The organism is Azospirillum sp. UENF 112521, assembly GCF_058780665.1.
The window spans coordinates 356830-378975 of the sequence record NZ_JBSNCI010000007.1 but is presented as its reverse complement, the minus strand read 5'-3'; the positions used below and the strand labels follow the sequence as shown (position 1 = coordinate 378975).

Sequence of the window (22146 nt, the reverse complement as noted above, 5' to 3'; positions counted from 1 at the left end):
GTGGTCGCGACAGGTCAGTTCCGCCCGCCCGGCACCCCTCAATTGCGGCGCGACAGCAGACCGCGGGCGACGACCTGGGCCTGGATTTCCGCCGCCCCTTCAAAGATGTTCAGGATACGGGCGTCGCACAGCACCCGGCTGACCGGATATTCGACGGCGTAGCCGTTGCCGCCATGGATCTGCACCGAGTTGTCGGCGTTCGACCAGGCGACGCGCGCGGCCAGCAGCTTCGCCATGCCGGCCTCGATGTCGCAGCGGCGGTCGCTGTCCTTCTCCCGCGCCGCGAAATAGGTCAGCTGGCGGGCGATCATCGTTTCAACCGCCATCCAGGCCAGCTTGCCGGCGACGCGCGGGAAGGCGGCGAGCGGACGGCCGAACTGGACGCGCTCCTGGGCATAGCGCAGGCCGAGCTCCATAGCGTTCTGCGCCACGCCGACGGCGCGGGCGGCGGTCTGCACGCGGGCGGATTCGAAGGTCGCCATCAACTGCTTGAAGCCCTGGCCCTCGACGCCGCCCAGCAGGTTTTCGCGGGGGACGGCGAAGCCGTCGAAGCCGATTTCGTATTCCTTCATGCCGCGATAGCCCAGCACCGGGATCTCGCCGCCGCTCATCCCCTCGGCCGGGAAGGGGTCCGCCTCGGTGCCGCGCGGCTTCTCGGCCAGCAGCATCGACAGGCCGCGATAGCCGGGGGCGTCCGGATCGGTGCGCACCAGCAGCGTCATCAGGTCCGACCGGCTGCCATGGGTGATCCAGGTCTTCGCCCCGGTGACGCGATAGAGGTCGCCGTCCGGCACCGCGCGGGTGCGCAGGCTGCCCAGGTCGGACCCGGTGTTGGGCTCGGTGAAGACGGCGGTCGGCAGGATCTCGCCCGACGCGATGCGCGGCAGCCAGCGCGCCCGCTGTTCGGCGGTGCCGCCCATGCGGATCAGTTCGGCCGCGATCTCCGCACGGGTGCCGAGGGAGCCGACGCCGATGTAGCCGCGCGACAGTTCCTCCGTCACCACGCACATGGCGAGCTTGCCCATGCCGAGCCCGCCGTCCTCCTCCGGCACGGTCAGGCCGAACACCCCCATGTCCGCCATCCGCTCGACGACGGGAAGCGGGATCAGCTCGTCCTTCAGATGCCAGTCATGGGCATGCGGCTCCACCGCGTCGGCGACGAAGCGGCGGAACTGGTCGCGGACCATGTCCAGCGCCTCGTCCTCCAGCGCCATGTCGCCGAAGCCGCCGCCATGCAGCGCATCGGTCAGCAGTTCGGCGATGCGCAGCCGCAGGCCGGAGGCGTTGCCGGCGGCGATCAGCCGGCGCACCGCCTCGGTGCGGAAGGCGTCCCGCTCCGCCTCGCCCAGCCCGAAATCGGCCGGACGGACGATTTCGCCCTGGCTCATCGCCAGACCGCCGTCGAGCTGGGCCAGATACTCGCCGAACGCCGCCTGGAGCATGGCCGCTTCCAGTTCGCCCAGCCGGCCGGCATGGTCCAGCCGTTCCGCCCAGCCCCGCATCTGGCGCAATGCCGCGGCATAGGTCGCGACCCAGGCGAAGCCATGCGCCGCCACCTGATGGCGGTCGAGCAGCGCCGCATCGACGCGCCCATCCGGCGCCACCAGTGCCGCGACGCCGCGCTCCGCCGCCTCGGCCAGATGCGCCACCGCATCGAGTGCCGTGGCCGTGGCCTGCAACAGATCGGGGAGCAGAAGCGGAGAGGCTTCGGACGGGCTGGCGGTGCTCAAGCTGGAAGACATCGGCGCGTTTCCCCAGTGCTCGTTATACTGTGTTTGGTGTTCGCTGTCGGGTCCATCCGTCGATGCGGACGGACGGCCCGTCACTCCGCCGCCGCTTTCCCTCGGGACGGCAGGGCTGCGGCGAGCCCGGCGAAGGCCTGCTCGACCAGCCGGCGCTGGTCGGCCTCATGGTCGCCGTGGAAGCTGCCGGCGGGAGAGGCCGCTTCGGCACGGGCCACGCAGGCGACGCGCGGCTCGGCGCAGCCGGCCGCTGCCCGCAAGGCCTCCAGCCGGCGGTCGAGATAGGTCCAGGCGCCCAGGTTCTCCGGTTCCTCCTGCACCCAAACGCAGGAGGCGTCCGGCCAACGGCGGAACAGGGCCGACAGTTCGGCCGCGGGCAGGGGATACAGCATCTCCAGCCGCACCACCGCCACATCCCCCGCGTCCAGAGCGGCCCGCTCCCGCTCCAGCTCGTAAGCCAGCTTGCCGCTGCACAGCAGGATACGGGTGGCGCGCTCGCCGGCGGTGACGACGACCGGCAGGAATCCGGTGCCGGGTGCGAAATCGGCCAGTGCCGACACCGCCGCCGGCAGGCGCAGCAGGGTCTTCGGGCTCAACACCACCAGCGGCTTGCGGTCGCGCCGCAGCATCTGACGGCGCAGCAGGTGGAAATAGTTCGCCGGGGTGGACGGATGCGCGATGCGGATGTTGTCGCGCGCCGCCATCTGGAGGAAGCGCTCCGGCCGGGCGGAGGAATGTTCCGGCCCCTGCCCTTCCAGCCCGTGCGGCAGCAGGAGGACGAGGCCGGAGGGCTGGCGCCACTTGTCCTCCGCGCTGACGATGAACTGGTCGATCAGAATCTGGGCGCCGTTGGCGAAATCGCCGAACTGCGCCTCCCAGATCACCAGCGCGTCGGGCCGTTCCAGGCTGTAGCCGTATTCGAAGCCGAGCACGGCATATTCCGACAGCGGGCTGTTGACCACGTCGAAGCGGGCCTGGGCGACGCCCAGATGGTTCAGGCTGACATGGCGCTTGCCGGTGACGGCATCGGTCAGGGCGAAATGCCGGTGGGAGAAGGCGCCGCGCACCACGTCCTGGCCGGTCAGCCGCACCGGCACCCCATCGGCCAGCAGCGTTGCGAAGGCCAGCGCCTCGCCGGTCGCCCAGTCCAGCGGCTCCTCGGCGCGGCGGCGGATGACGCGCTCCACCTTGCGGTCGACGGCCAGGCCATCCGGAATGGCGGCCAGTGCCGCCAGCAGAGCCCGCAGCCGATCGGGGCCGATGCCGGTGTCCGGTTCGACCGCACCAGACCCGCCGGCAGCAGACCCGCCGGACGCGAACGGCGCCCAGCGTCCGCCGGGGAAGCCGTCATGGTTCGGCCGGTGATCGGCAGCGGCGGCCAACGCCTCCTGGAAGCGGGCCTTGTGACCGGCGGCGAGCGCGTCGGCGGCGCCCTCCCCGACCGCTCCGTCGGCGGCCAGCCGCTTGGCATAGAGCGCGCGGACGGGCGGATGGGCGTCGATCGCCGCGTAGTCCAGCGGCTGGGTGAAGCGCGGCTCGTCGATCTCGTTGTGACCGTTGCGGCGGTAGCCGACGAGGTCGATCACCGCATCGCGCCCGTGCATCTGCCGGAAGGCGACCGCGAGGTCGGCGGCCCGCAGCGCCGCGTCCGGATCGTCGGCGTTGACGTGCAGGATTGGGCTGTCCACCGCTTTCCACAGCCCGGTGCAATGGAGCGAAGTCCGCGCCTCGTCACGTTCGGTGGTGAAGCCGATCTGGTTGTTGACGATGACATGGATGGTGCCTGCAACGGTGAAGCCGGCGACGCCGGACAGTTGCAGCGCCTCGGTCACGCTGCCCTGTCCGATCACGCTGGCGTCGGTGTGCAGCATCACGCACAGCACCCGGCGCGCCTCGCCGCCCTGCTCGCGGACCAGATCCTGACGCGCCCGCGCCCGGCCCAGAATGACCGGATTGATCGCCTCCAGATGCGACGGGTTGGGCGACAGGGTCAGCGCCAGCGTGCCGTCGCCGAAGGACAGGCTGCTTTCCACCCCCATGTGATAGGGGACGTCGGCGGGGACCGGCGGGTCGGCCTGGAAGGGATGCATGCCCTTGATCCCGGCGAACAGCTCGACCAGCGGTTTGCCCAGCACGTTGGCCATCAGGCTGAGCCGGCCGCGATGCATGGTTCCGACCTGCACCTCGGTGACGCCCGCCGCCGCAGCCGCCGCGAGGATGCGGTCCAGCAGCGGAATCAGCGTCTCCATCCCCTCCGCGCCGAACCGCTTCTTCGTCGGGTAGCGGGTGCCGAGCAGCCTTTCAAATTCCTCCGCAGCACTCAGCAGCGACAGCGCCCGGCGACGGGCCTCGGCCGGCGGGGTGGCAGAGGCCCCCTCATAGGCGTCGCGCAGCCAGGACCGCAGGGCCGGATCGTCGATATGGGCGGTTTCCAGCGTCAGCGTGCCCTGATAGAGCCGACGCAGCCGCGCGGTCTCCGCATCCCCGGACTCCGGTCCGGCGGGAGGGGCGGCGCGGCCCAGCGGATCGAGGGCGGCGGCAGCATGGCCGCGCTGGCGGATGTCCTCATGCTGTAGCGACCGCGGCTCGGACGCCGGCTCACCTGATGTCGGCCCACCCGATGCCGACAAGTCCGGAGCGACCGCGCCCAGCTCGTCCAGGATCTGGAAGACGGCGCGCCAGCTCACATCCACCGAGGCGGGATCGTCGCGGAAGCGCTCCTGCAACGCTTCGAGATAGGCGGCCCCGGCGGCGTTGAGCGGAGAGGACGGCCTAGACATGGCGCTTACCGTTCATGCGGTTGAACATCCGTCGTTTGAGGCATTGGGAACCGTTCCCCACAGACTACCGATCAGCCTCGCATCGCGGAGCGCATGGCGTGCCTGTAACAGATATTCATTGCGGGCATAGCAAACCGTCAGCACCCACCCCGGTTTCGCAGGGCCGCGCGGGGCCGGGCCCGAATGGTTCGTATAGCTGATGGCTTGCCCAGCTTATGGCTGGTATGCCCACGAAACACATTCCTCTGTGCGGACGGTTGCTCCACTGTCAGGGTCACCACATCGACCCGTCCATTCCCGGACAGTCACAGCCATCCCTGGGACCAGCCGCCGCCAATTCCCAGGACACCGCGAGCAAGGAGATGTCGCGCCACCGCCAGAAGACGCAAACCATGACTTCCATCAGCTCTGTCGCAGTTCAATGGATGTCTTGCCGGTACAAGCGGTCGTGGACGATCAACCCTCATCGTGCCGTCACACAACAAGAACTTCGGGAGGAAAAACAGCATGAAGCGCCGTCAATTCTTCAAGGGTGCCGCCGTCGCCGCCGGTGCCTCCACGCTTGCGGCTCCGGCCATCGCGCAGTCGGAGCCGACGATCCGCTGGCGCTGCGTGTCGAGCTTCCCGAAGAACATCGACGTGCTCTATGGCAGCGCCGAGGTGATGGCGAAGAACGTCGCCGAGGCCACCGACGGCAAGTTCCAGATCCAGGTCTTCGCCGCGGGCGAGGTGGTGCCGGCGCTCCAGGCACTGGACGCCGCCAGCAACGACACGGTCGAGATGTGCCACACCGCGTCCTACTATTATGTCGGCAAGGACCCGGCCTTCGCCTTCGGCTGCTGCCTGCCCTTCGGGTTGAACACCCGCCAGCAGAACGCCTGGTTCTACCATGGCGAAGGCGGCAAGCTGTTGGAGGAGTTCTACGCCGGCTACAATCTCAAGGCGCTGGCCGGCGGCAACACCGGCGCGCAGATGGGCGGCTGGTTCCGCAACGAGATCAAGAGCGTCGAGGATCTGAAGGGGCTGAAGTTCCGCATCTCCGGCCTGGGCGGCCAGATCCTGGCCAAGCTCGGCGTGGTGGCGCAGCAGGTCGGCGGCGGCGACATCTATCCGGCGCTGGAACGCGGCACCATCGACGCCGCCGAGTTCAACGGCCCCTATGACGACGAGAAGCTCGGGCTCTACAAGATCGCGCCCAACTATTATTATCCGGGTTGGTGGGACGGCACCTCGCTCCAGCATTTCTTCATCAACACCAAGCGCTGGAACGACCTGCCCAAGCACTATCAGGCGGCGCTGACGGCGGCGGCGGCGCTGGCCAACATCGACAGCGTGGCACGCTACGACGTGCTGAACCCGGCGGCGCTGAAGCGCGTGGTCGCCAACGGCGCCAAGCTGCGCGCCTTCCCGCAGGACGTGCTGCAGGCCAGCCACAAGGCGGCGATGGAGCTTTACGACGAGCTGTCGGACAAGAACCCGGCCTTCAAGAAGTTCTACGAGAGCTACCGCCGCTTCCAGAACGATTCGAATCTCTGGCTGCAGGCGTCGGAATATGCCTATGACAGCGCGACCCTCCGCCTGACCCGGCGCTGATCCGCCGTCTCTCCGTGCGATATCCCAGCCATGGACCGGGCAGCGGCACGACCGCTCCCGGCCGTGGCGTCGTCGCAGCGTTCGCGACCGGCCTTCCGGGAGACTCTGCCTCCATGACGAGCCCATCCTCCTCCCCCCTGATGACGGCCCTGGTCGGGGTCTGCCGGCTGGTCGACGCGGTCACCGCGCGGCTGGGAAAGGCGATCTCCTGGCTGATCCTGCTGGCGATCCTGGTTTCGGCGGTCAACGCCGTGATCCGCAAGCTGTTCGACGTCAGCTCCAACTCGTGGCTGGAACTGCAATGGGTGCTGTTCGCCGCGGTGTTCCTGCTCTGCTCGCCCTGGACGTTGCGGGAGGACGAGCACATCCGCATCGACATCGTCAACGCGATGCTGACGAAACGCGCGCGCGACGGCATCGACCTGTTCGGCCATATCGCCTTCCTGCTGCCCTTCAGCTTCGTGATGATGATCACCTCCTGGCCCTTCGCGCTCGCCTCCTACGCCATCGAGGAACAGTCGATGAACGCGGGCGGCCTGCCGCAATGGCCGGCGAAGCTGCTGATTCCGCTGGGCTTCACCGTCCTGTTCGTCCAGGGCCTGTCGGAGCTGGTCAAGCGCGCCGCGATCATGTCCGGCCATCTGGAGGACGGGACCCAGCGGGCCGGAGGCCATCAGGCGGCCGCCGAGGCCGAGGCCGAGCGGCTGCTCGCCGCCGAGCGCGAGCGTGCCACCCCTCCCGACACCCTTCCCAGCCGGTAGACGCGCGATGAGCACGACCTCCCCCTCCCTGTCGCCGCGCACCGTCCGGCTGTCCGTCATCTCCCTGCTGCTGCTGGCCGCCGTGGCCGTGGCGCTCTATGTGCTTCCGGTGCCGGGCGCCGGTGCGCTCGCCGAACAGGACGGCTGGCGCGGCTGGTTCGGCCACAACATGGCGCCGATCATGTTCGGCGTGCTGGTGGTCATGCTGCTGCTGGGCTATCCGGTCGCCTTCGCGCTGGCCGCCAACGGCCTGCTCTTCGGCCTGATCGGCATCGAGCTGGGCCTGTTCCGGCCCGACCTGTTCCAGGCGTTGCCGGAACGCATCTACGGCACGATGAACAACGACGTGCTGCTGGCCGTGCCCTTCTTCACCTTCATGGGGCTGGTGCTGGAACGCTCCGGCATGGCCGAGGATCTGCTCGACACCATCGGGCAACTGTTCGGCTCGATCCGCGGCGGGCTCGCCTACGCCGTCATCTTCGTCGGCGCGCTCTTGGCTGCGACGACCGGCGTGGTCGCCGCTTCGGTGATCTCCATGGGCCTGATCTCGCTGCCGATCATGCTGCGCTACGGCTACGACCGCCGTCTGGCATCGGGCATCATCGCCGCGTCCGGCACGCTGGCCCAGATCATCCCGCCGTCGCTGGTGCTGATCGTCATGGCCGACCAGCTCGGCCGCTCCGTCGGCGACATGTACGAGGCCGCCTTCATCCCCGGCCTGCTGCTGGCCGGCCTGTACGCCCTCTACGTCTTCGTCGTCTCGATGATCTGGCCCAAGGCCGCCCCCGGCCTGCCGCCGGAAGCCATCGCCTACCGCGAGCCCAACGGCGCACGCGGCGTCTGGCAGCTCGGGCTGCTCGCGCTGTTCTCGGGCGCCGTCGCCTATTGGGTGATGGGACGGACCGGGGTGAAATCCGGCGCCGACTATGTCGTCCTGCTGCTGTCGGTGGCGGTGACGGTGGCCTTCCTGGCCGCCACCTTCAACCGGACCTTCGGCGCGCAGCGTCTCGTCCTTCAAGCCGCGGTCACGGCGGTGCTGACGGCGGGAGCGGCGTGGCTGACGCTGAACGGCTCGACCACGCTGGCGCTGCTCGGCGATTCCATCGCGGCGGGCGCGCTCTATGCCCTGGCGGTGGCGCTGGTGGAGCGGGCCAGCGGCCGGCGCCTGATCTCCCGTATGGCGGAACAGGCGACCTTCGTGATGGTGCCGCCGCTGGCGCTGATCTTCCTGGTGCTCGGCACCATCTTCATCGGCCTCGCCACCCCGACCGAGGGCGGCGCCATGGGTGCCGTCGGCGCGCTGGCGCTGGCGGCGATGAAGAAGCGGCTGAGCTTCGACATGGTGCGTCAGGCGACCTACTCGACGGCCAAGCTGGCGGCCTTCGTGCTGTTCATCCTGATCGGGGCGCGGGTGTTCTCGCTGACCTTCTACGGCGTCAACGGCCATGTCTGGGTCGAGGAGCTGATGGTCTCCCTGCCGGGCGGCCAGATGGGCTTCCTGATCGCCGTCAGCGTGATGGTGTTCCTGCTCGCCTTCTTCCTCGATTTCTTCGAGCTGGCCTTCATCGTCATCCCGCTGCTGGCTCCGGCGGCCGACCGGCTGGGCATCGATCTGGTGTGGTTCGGCATCATCCTGGCGGTCAACATGCAGACCAGCTTCATGCACCCGCCCTTCGGCTTCTCGCTGTTCTTCCTGCGCTCGGTGGCACCGAAGCTGCCCTACATCGACCGCGTGACGAAGAAGGAGACGGCGCCGGTCCTGACCAGCCAGATCTACTGGGGAGCCGTGCCCTTCGTCGTCATCCAGCTGGTGATGGTGGCGCTGGTGATCGCCTTCCCGCAGATGGTCATGCATTACAAGTCGACCGCGGTCAAACTGGACGACAAGCAGATCGAGGAGCAGTTCCAGGGCCTGGGCAGCGGCATGGACAACGATCTGCCGCCGCTGGAATTCAAGTGAGACAGGAAGGGAAGACGACATGCGCATCGCCGTCGTAGGGGCCGGCGCCGTGGGCGGCGCGCTGGCGGGGTACCTGGCCGCGACCGGCCGGCACGAGGTGTCGCTGCTGGCGCGCGGTGCCCATCTGGCGGCGATCCGCGAGCGCGGCCTGACCGTCCAGACGCCGAAGGGCACGCTGAGCTGCAGGCCGCTGGCCAGCGACGACGCCGCCGATCTGGGTCCGCAGGACATGGTGATCGTCACGGTCAAGGGGCACGGGCTGCCGGCGCTTACCTCCTCCTTCGCAGCGTTGTGCGGTCCGGAGACGCTGGTGGTGGCCGCGCAGAACGGCGTGCCCTGGTGGTACCTGTACGGCGCCGGGGACGACGTGACGCCGGAACCGCTGGAGGTGGTCGATCCCGGCGGCGCCGTCTGGTCGGCCATCGGGCCGGAACGGATAGCCGCCTGCGTGATCGAGGTGCTGCCCGCCCGCATCGTCGAGCCGGGCGTCGTCGCCCATAGCGCCATGCCGGTGCTGGCCTTCGGGGCGCCGCGTCCAGGCGACCATGCCGAAAAGCTGGAGGCGCTGGCTGAGTCCTTCAACGCCGCCGGCGCCACCGCCCGGCTGCCCGCCGACATCCGCGTCCCGCTGTGGAGCAAGCTGATGCTCAACATGGCGGTCGGCCCGACCAGCGTGCTGACCGGCGCCACCATGGGCGCCATGGAGCAGGCCGCCGGCATGGCCGCCGTCCAGGGCCGGCTGATGCGCGAATGCCTGGCGGTGGCCAGCGCCTGGGGCGTCGACCTGCCCGACGACATCGACGAGCGGCTCGGCCGCGGCAGCGGCGTCCCCGGCCACAAGCCGTCGATGCTGCAGGATTTCGAGGCGGGGCGCAGCATGGAGATCGATCCCATCGTGACCGCCGTCCTCGAACTGGCCCGCCGCCGCGATGTGCCGGTGCCGACCATCGAAACGCTGTGGGCGCTGACCGTCCTCAAGGAGCGGGTGGCCCGCGCCGGCTGACCAAAAGGCTGACTCAAGCGCCGCCGCACCCGCCCTCGATCGAACGGATTTCCGGAGAAGACCCGACATGCCTTCCGACAACAGTAAAAACACCAACTTCATCGCCGGCAGCTGGCGGCCGGGCCGCGACCGGCTCGACATCTTCAACCCGTCGGACCTGGACGAGCTGGCCGGCTCCTACACGCTGGCCGGTGCCGACGACGTGGCCGAAGCCGTGGCCGCCGCCCGCAGCGCCCAGCCGCACTGGCGCGCCGCGACGGTGGAGCAGCGTTCCCTGGTGCTCGACGCCATCTCCCGCGCGCTGTTCGACGGCAAGGACGAGCTGGCGCGGATCGCCGCCACCGAGGGCGGCAAGACCATCCCCGACGCGCTGGGCGAGATCGTCCGCGCCGCCCATCTCGCCCGCTTCTTCTCCGCCGAGGCCTTGCGGGCGCCGGGCGAGACGCTGGGCTCGGTGCGCCCGGGCGTCGAGGTGGACGTGACGCGTGAGCCGGTCGGCGTCATCGGCCTGGTGACGCCCTGGAACTTCCCGGTCGCCACGCCGATGTGGAAGATCGCCCCGGCGCTCGCCTTCGGCAACGCGGTGATCTGGAAGCCGTCGGAAAAGACCCCCGGCATCTCCATCGCCGTCACCCGCATCATCGCGGCGGCGCTGGAGGCGCACGGCATGCCGGCCGGCCTGTTCAATCTGGTGATCGGCGCCGGTCCGAACGTCGGCGCCGCGGTGGTCGATGCGGTGGACGCGGTGTCCTTCACCGGGTCCGTCAACACCGGACGGCGGATCGCCGTGCGCTGCGCCGAGCGGATGATCCGCGTCCAGCTCGAACTGGGCGGGCAGAACCCGCTGGTGGTGCTGGGCGACGCCGACCCGGAGCGCGCTGCCGAGATCGGCGTCAACAGCGCCTATTTCCATGCCGGCCAGCGCTGCACCGCCACCGGCCGCTTCATCGTCGAGGACAGCATCCACGACGCCTTCGTCGCCGCGATGGTCGAGCGGATGGCGGCCCTGCGCGTCGGCCATGCCCTGAAGCCGGAGACCCAGATCGGCCCGGTGATCGACGAGTTCCAGCTGACCAAGAACCTGCACTACATCGACACCGGCCTCGGCGAGGGCGCCCGGCTGGCGTCCGGCGGCACGCGGCTGGAGCGGCCGACGCGCGGGTACTTCCTCGCCCCAGCCTTGTTCACCGACACCAGCAACGCCATGACCATCAATCGTGAGGAGGTGTTCGGCCCGGTCGCCAGCGTCATCCGCGTCAAGGATTACGACGAGGCATTGGCCGTCGCCAACGACACCGATTACGGCCTGTCGTCGGGGATCATCACCAATTCGATGAAGCACGCCCGCCATTTCCAGGCCAACATCCAGGCCGGCATGACCATGCTGAACCTGCCGACGGCGGGCGTCGACTACCATGTCCCCTTCGGCGGGCGGAAGATGTCGAGCTACGGCCCGCGCGAGCAGGGACGGTCTGCCATCGAATTCTACACCATCATCAAGACGGCCTACCGCGCGCTGTGACGCAGGCCCGTAGCCCAGGGAGAGCCCCCTTGCCGAACGACATCCCGACCACCGGGCACACCAGCGGACAGGCCACCCTGCGACCGGACTTCGAGACGGCCGTGCTCGCCCCCATCCGTGCCATCGTCGGCGACCGCGGCCTGATCACCGATCCCGACACCATGAAACCCTTCATGGAATCCTGGCGCGACGGCTGGGTCGGCCGGTCGCCCGCCGTGGTGCTGCCCGACAGCACCGAGGCCCTCGCCGCGGTGGTCCGCATCTGTGCCGAAACCCGCACGCCGATCGTGCCCCAGGGCGGCAACACCGGCCTGACCGGGGCCAGCCAGCCGCATGCCGACGGATCGGAGATCGTCATCTCCACCAACCGGCTGAACCGCATCCGCGAAATCGACATCGACAACGACACGATGACGGTGGAGGCCGGCTGCATCCTCGCCAACATCCAGAGTGCGGCGCGCGACGTCGGCCGGCTGTTCCCGATGAGCCTCGCCGCCGAAGGGTCGTGCCAGATCGGCGGCAACATCGCGACCAATGCCGGCGGCGTGCAGGTCGTGCGCTATGGCAACATGCGCAACCTCGTGGCCGGGCTGGAGGTGGTGCTGCCCGACGGCCGCATCTGGGACGGGCTGCGCGGCCTGCGCAAGGACAATGCCGGCTACGACCTGAAGCAGATCTTCATCGGTTCCGAAGGCACGCTGGGCATCGTCACCGCCGCGGTGCTGAAGCTGTCGCCGCTGCCGCGCGCAACCGCCACCGCCCTGGTCGCCGTGTCGGCCCCCAGCGATGCCGTCGACCTGCTGACCCGCGCCAAGGGCGTGGCCGGCGACCGCATCGTCACCTTCGAACTGATCCAGCGCGCCTGCATCGACGTGGCCCGCAAACATGTGCCGGACGTGCCCGATCCCCTGCGCGACCGCTATCCCTGGTACGTTCTGGTGGAGCTGGCCGACCAGGATTCCGGCAACCGGCTGGCCGAGATGCTGGAGGGCATCCTGGAGGCGGGCATGGAGGCCGGCGAGGTTCTGGACGGCGTGGTCGCCGCATCGAAGGCCCAGGCCGATTCGCTGTGGCGCATCCGCGAGGGCATCCCGGAAGGGCAGAAGCGCGAGGGCGTGTCCTTCAAGCACGACGTGTCCGTGCCGATCTCTCGCGTCGCGCGCTTCCTCGACCGCACCGACGCGGCGCTCGAGCGGGCCTGCCCAGGCATCCGCCCCTTCTCCTTCGGCCATCTCGGCGACGGCAACATCCATTACAACCCGATCCAGGCGGAAGACGGCGACCCGGCCGAATGGCGGGCGAAGCTGGCGACGGTCAACGCCATCGTCCACGACATCGTGGTCGATCTCGGCGGGTCGATCTCGGCCGAGCACGGCATCGGCCGCCTGCGCATCGACGAGATGCCGCGCTACAAGTCGCCGGTGGAGCTGGAGATGATGGCGACGCTGAAGCGCGCCTTCGATCCGCACAACCTCATGAATCCGGGCAAGATCCTGCATTCATCCGAGGTGGCCTCCAAGGTGGCGCCATGACCTTCGACCATTTGAAGGACTGGGTCGGCCGGGTGGAGATGCGGACCGACACCGCCATCGCCGCACCGCTGGCCGGGCTGGCGGCGACGCTGGACCACGACACCCCGCCCTGGCCGGCGGGTGAGCTGCCGCCGCTCGGCCATTGGCTGCATTTCCTGCCCAACGCGCCGCAGCGGGACATCGGCGAGGACGGCCACCCGCACAAGGGCGGTTTCCTGCCGCCGGTCCCGCTGCCCCGCCGGATGTGGGCCGGCAGCGACATGCGCTTCCTGGCGCCGATCCCCATCGGTGCGGAGATGCGGCGCACCTCCACCATCGAAGCGGTGGAGCACAAGTCCGGCCGGTCGGGCGGGATGGTGTTCGTCAGCGTGATGCACGAGATCGCGACCGACGCCGGCGTCGCCGTCCGCGAAAAGCAGGACATCGTCTACCGCGAGGCCGCCAAGCCGGGCGAGGCGCCGCCGCCGGCTTCCGCCGATCCCCTGCCGGCGGCCGACTGGACCCGAGGCGTAACTCCCGATCCGGTGCTGCTGTTCCGCTATTCCGCCTTGACCTTCAACGGCCACCGCATCCATTACGACCGCCCCTACTGCCGCGAGGCAGAAGGCTATCCGGGGCTGGTGGTTCACGGACCGCTGACGGCGACCCTGCTGATGGATCTGGTGTTGCGCACTCTCGGCGGCGATCCTGATGGTCGGCGGGTCGCGGGTTTCCGCTTCCGCGCCCGCCGGCCGCTGTTCGACACCGCCCCCTTCACGCTGAACGCGGCGGCAAGGGGGGATGGCGAGATCGACGGATGGGCGGTCGGTCCGGACGGACAGGTCGCCATGACGGCCGAATTCGTGGTGACGCCATGAGCGCGCCAATTCGGGACGGAGAATTTTCCAGCGGGCGGCCCCGCCGCAGCTGGCTGTTCACCCCGGCGACGCGCCCGGACCGCTTCGACCGTGCCGCGCAGTCCGGTGCCGATGTCCTGATCGTCGATCTGGAGGACGCCGTACCGCCTGCCGACAAGGCGGCGGCGCGCGATGGGGCGTTGACGGCCCTGGCGGCGGCGCCTGCCGCGCCGATCCTGCGGGCGCTGCGCATCAACGCGCCGGTGACGCCGGAGGGGCTGGAGGATCTGCTGGCCCTGATGCGCCGCCCGCAAGGCGGCGGGCCGGATTTCATCATCGTGCCGAAGGTCGACAGCCCCGAGACGATCCGCTGGATCGACACACTGCTGAGCGGAGCGGGCAGGCCCTTGCCGCTGGTGGCGCTGATCGAGTCCGCCCCCGGAATCGCGGCGGTGGAGGACATCGCCCGCGCGTCGCCCCGGCTGGCCGCCCTGTTCTTCGGCGCCGCCGACCTGTCCGCCGACCTGGGCTGCGCCACCGCGTGGGAGCCGCTCCTGTCGGCGCGGTCCCGGCTGATCAATGCCGCGGCGCTCGCGGGCATCGAAGCGGTGGATTCCCCCTTCTTCGACCTGACCGACAGCGCCGGATTGCAACGGGAAGCAGCCTCCGCCCTGGCGCTGGGATTCGGTGCCAAGGCGGCGATCCATCCCGGCCAGATAGCCGCCATCACCGCGACATTCACCCCGACCGAAGCCGAGATCGCCCAGGCCCTCCGTATTGTGGCTGAAAGCGCCAAGGGCGTCGCGGTGGTCGATGGCCGCATGATCGACGAAGCGATGGCGCGCAAGGCCCGCCGCATCCTGTCCCGCGCCACCTGTGCGGACCAGCCGCCGGTGGATCGACGCCCATGAAAATCGGGCGTCCTCCCTCCAAAAACTGCCGGCTCTCCAAAGCTGCGGCCCTTCCCTTGCCCTTGAAATCCGTGCAGAGATGGCTGATCGAGGGGGTCGGCTGACCGACTGGACGTGATCCGAAGGAGAGCAAGGGAATGACAGGCGACCTGTTTCCGTCCTGGATGCTGTGGGCGCTGCTGTCGGCCTGCTTCGCGGCGTTGACCGCCATCTTCGCCAAGGTCGGCGTCGAGGGCGTCGGGTCCGACATGGCGACGCTGATCCGCACCGCCGTCATCTTTGCAATGCTGGTCGGGATCGTCGTCTCGTCGGGGCAGTCGCTGTCGCCGTCGGCGGTGTCGGGCCGGACTTGGCTGTTCCTCGTCCTGTCCGGTCTCGCCACCGGAGCCTCCTGGCTGTGCTATTTCCGCGCGCTGAAGCTGGGGCCCGCCTCGCAGGTGGCGCCGGTCGACAAGCTCAGCGTCGTGCTGGTGGCGGTCTTCGGCGTGCTGTTCCTGGGTGAAAAGCTGTCGGCACCGAACTGGCTGGGCGTCGTGCTGATCGCCGCCGGGGTGATTCTGCTGGCCTTCAAGTGACGCCGGATTCCGTGCCCGAACGGGGAGGTCCACCAAATCCTGCGCGAATGAAAATCATTCTTATTATCATAGTGGCTTTTTGGCAACATCATTGAATTCAGCGCCGAAATGATCCTTTCCGCCGTTGTCGGCCGGCCCTTCGGCTGACCCTCATCCATTTGATAAATCAAGAAAAATTTGATCTCGCAACGCAACCGGCCGAAACCGGAGGCCGGACCGCCAACCACGCGCATTCGACGTGAAAGCCGTTTGCGCCGCCCGTGGTGGCTGTTTCTCGGCCTTCCAACTCAGAATGCCTCTCAATCTCAGCTGTTGCAAGGAAGGCCTATCCCATTGGTAGAAGGCGCTCCAGCGATCGTCCAATCCACCTTGGCGCATTTCGGGAGAGCTTGATGCGACAGACCACGTCCCCCCACGGACTGAGACCCCTTCTGGCAGGTGCCGCCGCCACCGCCAGCCTGGCCATGACCTTCGCCCTGCCGGCGACGGCCGATGCGCAGGCCACCGGCACGGGATCGGGAACTCCGGGGACCGGTCCAACGCCGCAACGGTCCTCCGGTGACGCCTTGCAGCTCGATTCGATCAAGGTCGATGCCGCAGCACCGCAGACCGGCAACGTCAACGCCGCCCCGACCGGCGTGTCCCGCCTGCCCGACACGGTCAAGGATACCCCCCGCGTCGTCAACGTCGTGCCGCAGGAGATCATCGAGCAGCAGCGCGCCACCTCGCTGGAGCAGACGCTGCGCAACGTGCCGGGCATCACCATTTCGACCGGCGAGGGCAACGGCGGCCAGAACGGCGACCAGTTCCGCATCCGCGGCCTGACCGCGCGCGGCGACATCTACACCGACGGCCTGAAGGATTTCGGCGTCTACACCCACGATGTCTTCAACACCGAGACGGTGCAGGTCTTCAAGGGGCCGTCGGGCAACGGCTTCGGCGTCGGCAATTCCGGCGGCGTCATCAACCAGGGCACCAAGAAGGCATCGTTGCAGCAGAAGGCCAAGGTGGAGCAGTCGGTGGGCAGCGGCCCGACCTACCGCACCACGGTGGACGTGAACCAGCCGCTGGGCGACACCGCGGCGCTGCGTGTCAACGGCCTCTACCACACCCAGAACGTCCCCGGCCGCGACGATGTGGACGCCGACCGCCGCGGCATCGCCGCCGACCTCGGCCTCGGTCTCGGCACGCCGACCACCTGGCATCTGAACTACGCCTTCCTGAAGGGCGAGAAGACGCCCGACATGGGCCAGCCGATGGTGCAGGGCCGCGACGGCATCTTCCGTCCGGCGGCGGAATACGGCCTCAGCCGCTCGACCTCCTATGTCCGCGGCCTCGACCGCGACGACACCGAAAACCACATCCTCACCTCGTCCTTCGCGCATGAGGTGAGCAAGGCGCTGTCGGTCTACAACGACTCCCGCTTCAGCCATTACGAGCGCAACATCGCCTCCACCACCCCGTCGCCCCTCAGCGGCGCCGCGGCGACCCAGTTCCTGGCCGGCCGCGACGTGGCGCTGAGCTATGGCGCCGGCGGTGGCATGGCCTTCAAGCAGCAGGGGTTCGGCGTCCAGAACGTCACCGGCGCCAAGGTCGACGGCGATCTGTTCGGGCTGCGCCACTCCCTGAACGGCGGCCTCGACGTCAGCCATCAGCGCGACAAGCGCGAGACCGGCACCTGGGTCAACCGGGTCAACAACCAGACGGTCCGCAACCCGACGCGCAACTATTCCGCCAACACCGCCATCATCTATCCGGAGAGCGGCGGCCGCGAGGCCAGCGTGACCAACGCCGGCCTGTTCGTCACCGACCGCATGTGGCTGTTCGACAAGCTGTCGGTCCAGGGCGGCCTGCGCTGGGACTATTTCCGCACCAGCTTCGGTTCCAACTCTCCGACCATTGCCGGCGGGCAGGCGTCCGACCGCACCTGGAGCCCGTCGGTCAGCCTGATCTACGAGCCGACCAAGGAGTCGTCGGTCTATGCCTCCTACTCGCGCTCCTACAAGCCGATCGGCACCGACATCGCCGCGGCGGTCACCAACGGCACGGCGGAGACGCCGAACGGCGCCCGCAGCTTCGATCCGGAACAGACCGACCTGTACGAGATCGGCGGCAAGGCCGACTTCCTGAACGGCCGGCTGGGCGTCAGCGGCGCCATCTTCCAGGCGGAAAAGACCAACACCTACTCGGTCGATCCGGCGACCGGCACCGTCACCGACGGCTTCTCCGAAGCCGGGCTCGGCGTCCGCATCCGCGGTTTCGAGGCCAGCATCAGCGGCAAGCTGACGGAAGGCTGGAGCGTCTACACCAACTACGCCTATCTGACCGGCAAGGTTACGGACTCGCGCACCAATCCGGCGCTGGTCGGCCATGCCGCCCCCAACGTGCCGAAGCACAATGGCAGCCTGTGGACGACCTACGAGTTCGATGCCGGCAGCGTCGGCAAGTTCACGGTCGGCGGCGGCATGCAGGTGGCGTCGGAATATTGGACGGACAGCGCCAACACCGGCCGCCTGCCCTACACCTTCTCGGCGGATGCGCTGGTGTCCTACGAGTTCCGCAACGTCTCGGTGGCGCTGAACGGCTACAACCTGACCGACCACCGCAACTACACCTCGGCCTTCAACGCCAGCCGCGCCGTGCCGGCCTCCGGCCGCACCGTCATGCTGACCACCGGGCTGACCTTCTGATCCGTCACCGCATCGTCTGAAAAGTCGGCCGGACCGCCCCCGTCACGGGCGGTCCGGCCTCTCCTGTACGAGGAACACCCCCATGCTCCTGCAGATCCCCGACATCCTCACCGCGGATGAGATCGCGCAGTGCCGCACGGTGCTGGAGGCATCGCCCTGGGTCGACGGGCGGGTCACCGCGGGCGATCAGGCGGCAAGCGCCAAGCGCAATCTGCAAATCCCGGAGGAGAGCGACACTGCGCGGGAGCTTGGCACCGTCATCCTGCGTGCGCTGGCCCGCAGCCCGGCCTTCAATTCCGCCGCCTTGCCGCTGCGGGTGCTGCCGCCGATGTTCAACCGCTACGACCAGGCCATGACCTACGGCTATCACGTCGACAACAGCATCCGCACGATCCCTGGGACCGGCGGCATGCGCATGCGGGCCGACGTGTCGACCACCATCTTCCTCAGCGATCCCGAGGAGTACGAGGGCGGCGAGCTGATCGTCGAGGACACCTACGGCACCCGGCCGGTCAAGCTGCCGGCGGGGCACGCCGTGGTCTATCCGTCCAGCAGCCTGCATCAGGTCAGCCCGGTGACGCGCGGATCGCGCTGGGCCTCCTTCTTCTTCACCCAGTCGATGGTGCGCGACGACGGGCTGCGCGCCATGCTCTACGACCTCGACATGGCGATCATCGAGCTGCGGCAGGAACTGGGCGACGGCCACCACGCCGTCCTGTCGCTGGTCAACCATTACCACAACCTGCTGCGCCGCTGGGCGGAGGTGTGAGGACGGTTCCGATGCGCTCCACCTCCCGCGGCATCGACCCGGCGGACACCCTGCTGGCGCTCGGCCAGTCATGCCTCGACCGCGGCGAGGGCGGGCAGGCCTTCGCCTGGTTCCGCAGCGCCGCCCGCGGCGGCGACGCCCGTGCCATCAACCTGCTCGGCCGTTGCCATGAACATGGCTGGGGCGTTCCCGCCGATCCCGTCCAGGCGGCGGCCCATTACCGCAAGGCGGCCGACCTCGGCGATGGCTGGGCGATGTTCAATCTGGCCGACCTCCATTGCCGCGGGATCGGCGTCGCCAGGGATGACGAGGCCGCCTACCGGCTCTATGCCGCCTCCGCCGCCAAGGGCAATGCCAAGGCGTTGAACATGCTGGGCCTGTTCCACGAGAGCGGGCGCGCGGTGCCGGCCGACGAGGCCGCGGCGCGCGCCCTGTTCAAGGCGGCGGCGGAGGGCGGCGATTGCTGGGGCCGCTTCAACCATGCCCGCCTGCTGATCGGGGACGGGGCGAGGGGGGAGGCGCTGCGCTGGTTCCGCCTCGCGCTCGACAGCGGCTTTCCCGACTTCTACCGCAGCATGGCGGCGGCCCTGGCCCCGCATCCCGATCCGCAGATCCAGGCGCTGGCCGCCGAGGCCCTGAGGCTGGCCGACCCCCGGAAGGAGGCTTGCCGATGATCGTCCCGCCCGACACCGTGTCGCTTTCCGACTATGAGCGGCATTTCAACGACCGCATCGATCCGGCGACCCGCGCCTACATCGCCGGGGCCGGGGCCGACGGCATCACCCAGCGCGCCAACCGCGAAGCCTTCGACCGGCTGCGCCTGATGCCGCGCGTCCTGCGCGACCTGTCCGGCGCCACCGCCCGGTCCGAGCTGTTCGGGGAGGTGATGGACTATCCCATCATCCTGGCGCCGATGGCCCATCACAGGCTGGTCCATCCCGATGGGGAATTGGCGACGGTGGAAGCGGCCGGCCTGACCCGCAGCTGGATGACCGTCAGCACCCAGTCCAGCGTCCGGGTGGACGAGATCGCCCGGCGGGCGACGGCGCCCCTGTGGTTCCAGCTCTACAGCCAGCCGCGGCGGGAGGACACGCTGACCCTGGCGCGGCGGGCGGAGGATGCCGGCTGCAAGGCGCTGGTTCTGACGGTGGACGCGCCGGTCAACGGGATGCGCAACATGGAGCAACGTGCCGGCTTCCGCCTGCCGCCGACCATCGCCCCGGTGAACCTCGCCGGCCTCGCTCCGGACGATTTCCGCCCGGCCCGCCCCGGCAGCCCGGTCTTCCAGGGCATGCTGCATGCCGCTCCGACCTGGGACATGGTCGCGTGGCTGTGCGGCGAAACGGGCCTGCCCGTCCTGCTGAAGGGCATCCTCAATCCCGAGGATGTGGAACCCGCCATCGCCACCGGGGCGGGCGGCCTGATCGTCTCCAACCATGGCGGCCGGACGCTCGATACCCTGCCCGCCAGCATCGACGCCCTGCCGGCGGTGGCGGAGCGGGCGGCCCGCCGCCTGCCGGTCCTGATGGATGGCGGCATCCGCCGCGGCACCGACATCCTGAAGGCGCTGGCGCTGGGCGCCGACGCGGTGCTGGTGGGACAGCCGGTGCTGCATGCGCTGGCCGTCGGCGGCATGGCCGGCGTCGCCCACATGCTGACCCTGCTGCAAACCGAACTGGAAGTCGCGATGGCGCTCACCGGGCGGCCGACCCTGCCGGACATCGACCGCTCGGTGATTTTCGGCACCTGATGGCGGCGTCAGGCCGCCCGAACATGGCGGAGGAACTCCTCCGCCTGATCGCGCAGGGACAGCGCCTGCCGGCCCAGGTCGGCGGCGGCGGCACGGACTTCGGACGCCATCACGCCGGTCTCGTGCGCAGACTGCGAGACCTCTTCGATGTTGTGGGTGACCTCGGTCGTGCGGTCGGCGGCGCGCTGGACGGACTGGGCGATGTCGGCGGTGGTGGCGCTCTGGTGGTCGGCGGAGACGGCGATGCGGCCGACCAGATCGCTGACCGACAACACGGTGCGGCCGATCCCTTCGATGGCCTCCACCGCATGGCCGGTCACCGCCTGGATTTCCGCCACCTGCCGGGCGATGTCGTCGGTGGCGCGCGCGGTCTGGTTGGCGAGGGTCTTGACCTCGCCGGCGACGACGGCGAAGCCCTTGCCGGCCTCTCCCGCCCGCGCCGCCTCGATGGTGGCGTTCAGCGCCAGCAGGTTGGTCTGGGCGGCGATGTCCTGGATCAGGGTCACCACCTCGCCGATCTTGCCGGCGGCGGCGGCCAGCCCGTCCATCGTGTGGTTGGTGCGGCTCACCTCCTCAACCGCGCTGCGCACCATGCGGGCGGACTCCTCCACCTGCCGGCCGACCTCGCCGATGGAGCTGCTCATCTCCTCCGCGGCGCCGGCGACGGTGCGCACGTCGTCGCTGGCCTCGCCGGCCGCGGTGCTGACGGTGTGGGCGCGGACGCTGCCGGTCTCGGCGATGTCGTGCAGGCGCTGGGCATTGGCCTGCAACTGGGTCGTGGTGGCGCTCAGCACGCCGACGACGCCCAGAAGCGAGCCCTCGAAGGACTGCGCCACCCGCTCCATCGCCGCGCGGCGTTCCTGAACCGACCGCGTGCGCTCCGCCGCCTGGGCCTCGTGCAGTTGGGCGACCTCCAGCGCATTGTCCTTGAACACGCCGAGCGCCCTGGCCATGCCGCCGATCTCGTCCTTGCGGCCCAGCGCCGGGATGGCGACCGACAGGTTGCCGCGCGCCAGTTCCTCCATCGCGATGCGGATGCCGGACAGCGGCCGGAACATGCGCCGCGCCAGCAGCAGGCAGCCGGCGGCGACCAGCAAGGTCACGACGGCGCTGATGACCGCGATCATCGCCTGGGTGTCGCGGATCGCCGCGAAGAACTCCGCCTTCGGAATGCCGACATAGAGGATGCCGACGACGCGGCCGTCCGGCGCCTTGATCGGGTCGTAGGCGGTATAGAAGGGCGTGCCCAGGATGTCGGCCTGCCCGCGATAGGGCACGCCGCGACCCAAAACCGCATCGTAGACCGGCCCCTTCGCCAGCGTCGTGCCGACCGCGCGGCCGCCGTCCGGCTTCAGCACGTTGGTGGCGATGCGCCGGTCGCCCATGAACAGGGTCGCGGTGCCGCCGACCAGCCGCTTCACCCGATCCACCGGCTCGAAGAAGTCGTTCAGGGCGCGCTCGCCGGCAAACAGCGTGCCGTCATGCGCATCGAACGCCTGCCCATACCGGTTCAGCACGTCCCAGGCGACGCGCATGTTGGTTTCCTGCCGCTCCATCGCCACCCGGTCGGCATAGCTGGTCAGCAGAAATTCATTCACACCGAATGTAGAGAACGCAAGCAACAGCAGACCGCCGCCACAGAGCATCACAGTCTTGCCCGCAAGGGACAAAGCCCTGATCGTCATACCCAACCCCTGATTTAGTCCCGCCAACGGCGCCTTG

General features: G+C 69.2%; 16 protein-coding genes. 13 read left to right on the top strand and 3 right to left on the bottom strand.

Going from position 1 to position 22146, the window contains the following annotated elements:
- Positions 1-38 precede the first annotated feature (38 nt).
- Both ACWPN8_RS30435 and ACWPN8_RS30430 read right to left on the bottom strand, forming a co-directional pair.
- Positions 39-1742, bottom strand: a complete 1704-nt coding sequence (locus ACWPN8_RS30435) for an acyl-CoA dehydrogenase family protein (protein WP_492243483.1) — start codon at positions 1740-1742, stop codon at positions 39-41.
- 80 nt (positions 1743-1822) lie between these two features.
- Positions 1823-4522, bottom strand: coding sequence for a 2-oxoglutarate dehydrogenase E1 component (locus ACWPN8_RS30430; protein WP_492243482.1), 2700 nt, complete (start codon positions 4520-4522; stop codon positions 1823-1825).
- A 507-nt stretch (positions 4523-5029) separates the two neighbouring features.
- Between ACWPN8_RS30430 and ACWPN8_RS30425 the strand changes: the two genes are divergently transcribed.
- The 13 genes from ACWPN8_RS30425 (at position 5030) to ACWPN8_RS30365 (ending at position 20424) form a co-directional block, all read left to right on the top strand.
- Positions 5030-6115, top strand: coding sequence for a TRAP transporter substrate-binding protein (locus ACWPN8_RS30425; protein ID WP_109047777.1), 1086 nt, complete (start codon positions 5030-5032; stop codon positions 6113-6115).
- Positions 6116-6228: 113 nt separating this feature from the next.
- Entirely contained in the window at positions 6229-6876 is a 648-nt protein-coding gene (locus tag ACWPN8_RS30420; protein ID WP_492243481.1) for a TRAP transporter small permease subunit, read from the top strand.
- A 169-nt stretch (positions 6877-7045) separates the two neighbouring features.
- The gene (locus ACWPN8_RS30415; RefSeq protein ID WP_492243499.1) at positions 7046-8836 is read left to right on the top strand and encodes a TRAP transporter large permease; all 1791 of its coding nucleotides are present in this window, start codon (positions 7046-7048) and stop codon (positions 8834-8836) included.
- 19 nt (positions 8837-8855) lie between these two features.
- On the top strand, positions 8856-9839 hold the full coding sequence (locus ACWPN8_RS30410; protein WP_492243480.1) for a ketopantoate reductase family protein: 984 nt from the start codon (positions 8856-8858) through the stop codon (positions 9837-9839).
- A gap of 67 nt (positions 9840-9906) precedes the next feature.
- The gene (locus ACWPN8_RS30405; RefSeq protein ID WP_109446713.1) at positions 9907-11361 is read left to right on the top strand and encodes an aldehyde dehydrogenase family protein; all 1455 of its coding nucleotides are present in this window, start codon (positions 9907-9909) and stop codon (positions 11359-11361) included.
- Positions 11362-11390: 29 nt separating this feature from the next.
- Positions 11391-12893 (top strand): FAD-binding oxidoreductase, encoded by a 1503-nt coding sequence (locus ACWPN8_RS30400; RefSeq protein ID WP_247872996.1) that lies wholly within the window; start codon positions 11391-11393, stop codon positions 12891-12893.
- Positions 12890-13750: an HTD2 family dehydratase gene (locus ACWPN8_RS30395; protein ID WP_492243479.1), complete on the top strand. Its 861-nt coding sequence runs from the start codon at positions 12890-12892 to the stop codon at positions 13748-13750. Before ACWPN8_RS30400 ends, ACWPN8_RS30395 begins: the two co-directional genes overlap by 4 nt.
- Positions 13747-14640, top strand: coding sequence for an aldolase/citrate lyase family protein (locus ACWPN8_RS30390; RefSeq protein ID WP_492243478.1), 894 nt, complete (start codon positions 13747-13749; stop codon positions 14638-14640). The genes ACWPN8_RS30395 and ACWPN8_RS30390 overlap by 4 nt, the downstream gene beginning before the upstream one ends.
- Positions 14641-14777: 137 nt before the next feature.
- Entirely contained in the window at positions 14778-15215 is a 438-nt protein-coding gene (locus ACWPN8_RS30385; RefSeq protein WP_109446707.1) for an EamA family transporter, read from the top strand.
- Positions 15216-15607: 392 nt separating this feature from the next.
- On the top strand, positions 15608-17905 hold the full coding sequence (locus ACWPN8_RS30380; protein ID WP_492243477.1) for a TonB-dependent receptor: 2298 nt from the start codon (positions 15608-15610) through the stop codon (positions 17903-17905).
- 82 nt (positions 17906-17987) lie between these two features.
- Positions 17988-18674 (top strand): Fe2+-dependent dioxygenase, encoded by a 687-nt coding sequence (locus ACWPN8_RS30375; protein ID WP_109446703.1) that lies wholly within the window; start codon positions 17988-17990, stop codon positions 18672-18674.
- Between the two features lie 11 nt (positions 18675-18685).
- Positions 18686-19348, top strand: a complete 663-nt coding sequence (locus ACWPN8_RS30370) for a tetratricopeptide repeat protein (RefSeq protein ID WP_492243476.1) — start codon at positions 18686-18688, stop codon at positions 19346-19348.
- Complete coding sequence (locus ACWPN8_RS30365; protein ID WP_492243475.1) at positions 19345-20424, top strand: alpha-hydroxy acid oxidase; 1080 nt, start codon at positions 19345-19347, stop codon at positions 20422-20424. Before ACWPN8_RS30370 ends, ACWPN8_RS30365 begins: the two co-directional genes overlap by 4 nt.
- Before the next feature lie 8 nt (positions 20425-20432).
- On the opposite strand, the gene ACWPN8_RS30360 is transcribed toward ACWPN8_RS30365, so the two are convergent.
- Entirely contained in the window at positions 20433-22022 is a 1590-nt protein-coding gene (locus ACWPN8_RS30360; protein ID WP_247872995.1) for a methyl-accepting chemotaxis protein, read from the bottom strand.
- Between the last annotated feature and the right edge of the window lie 124 nt (positions 22023-22146).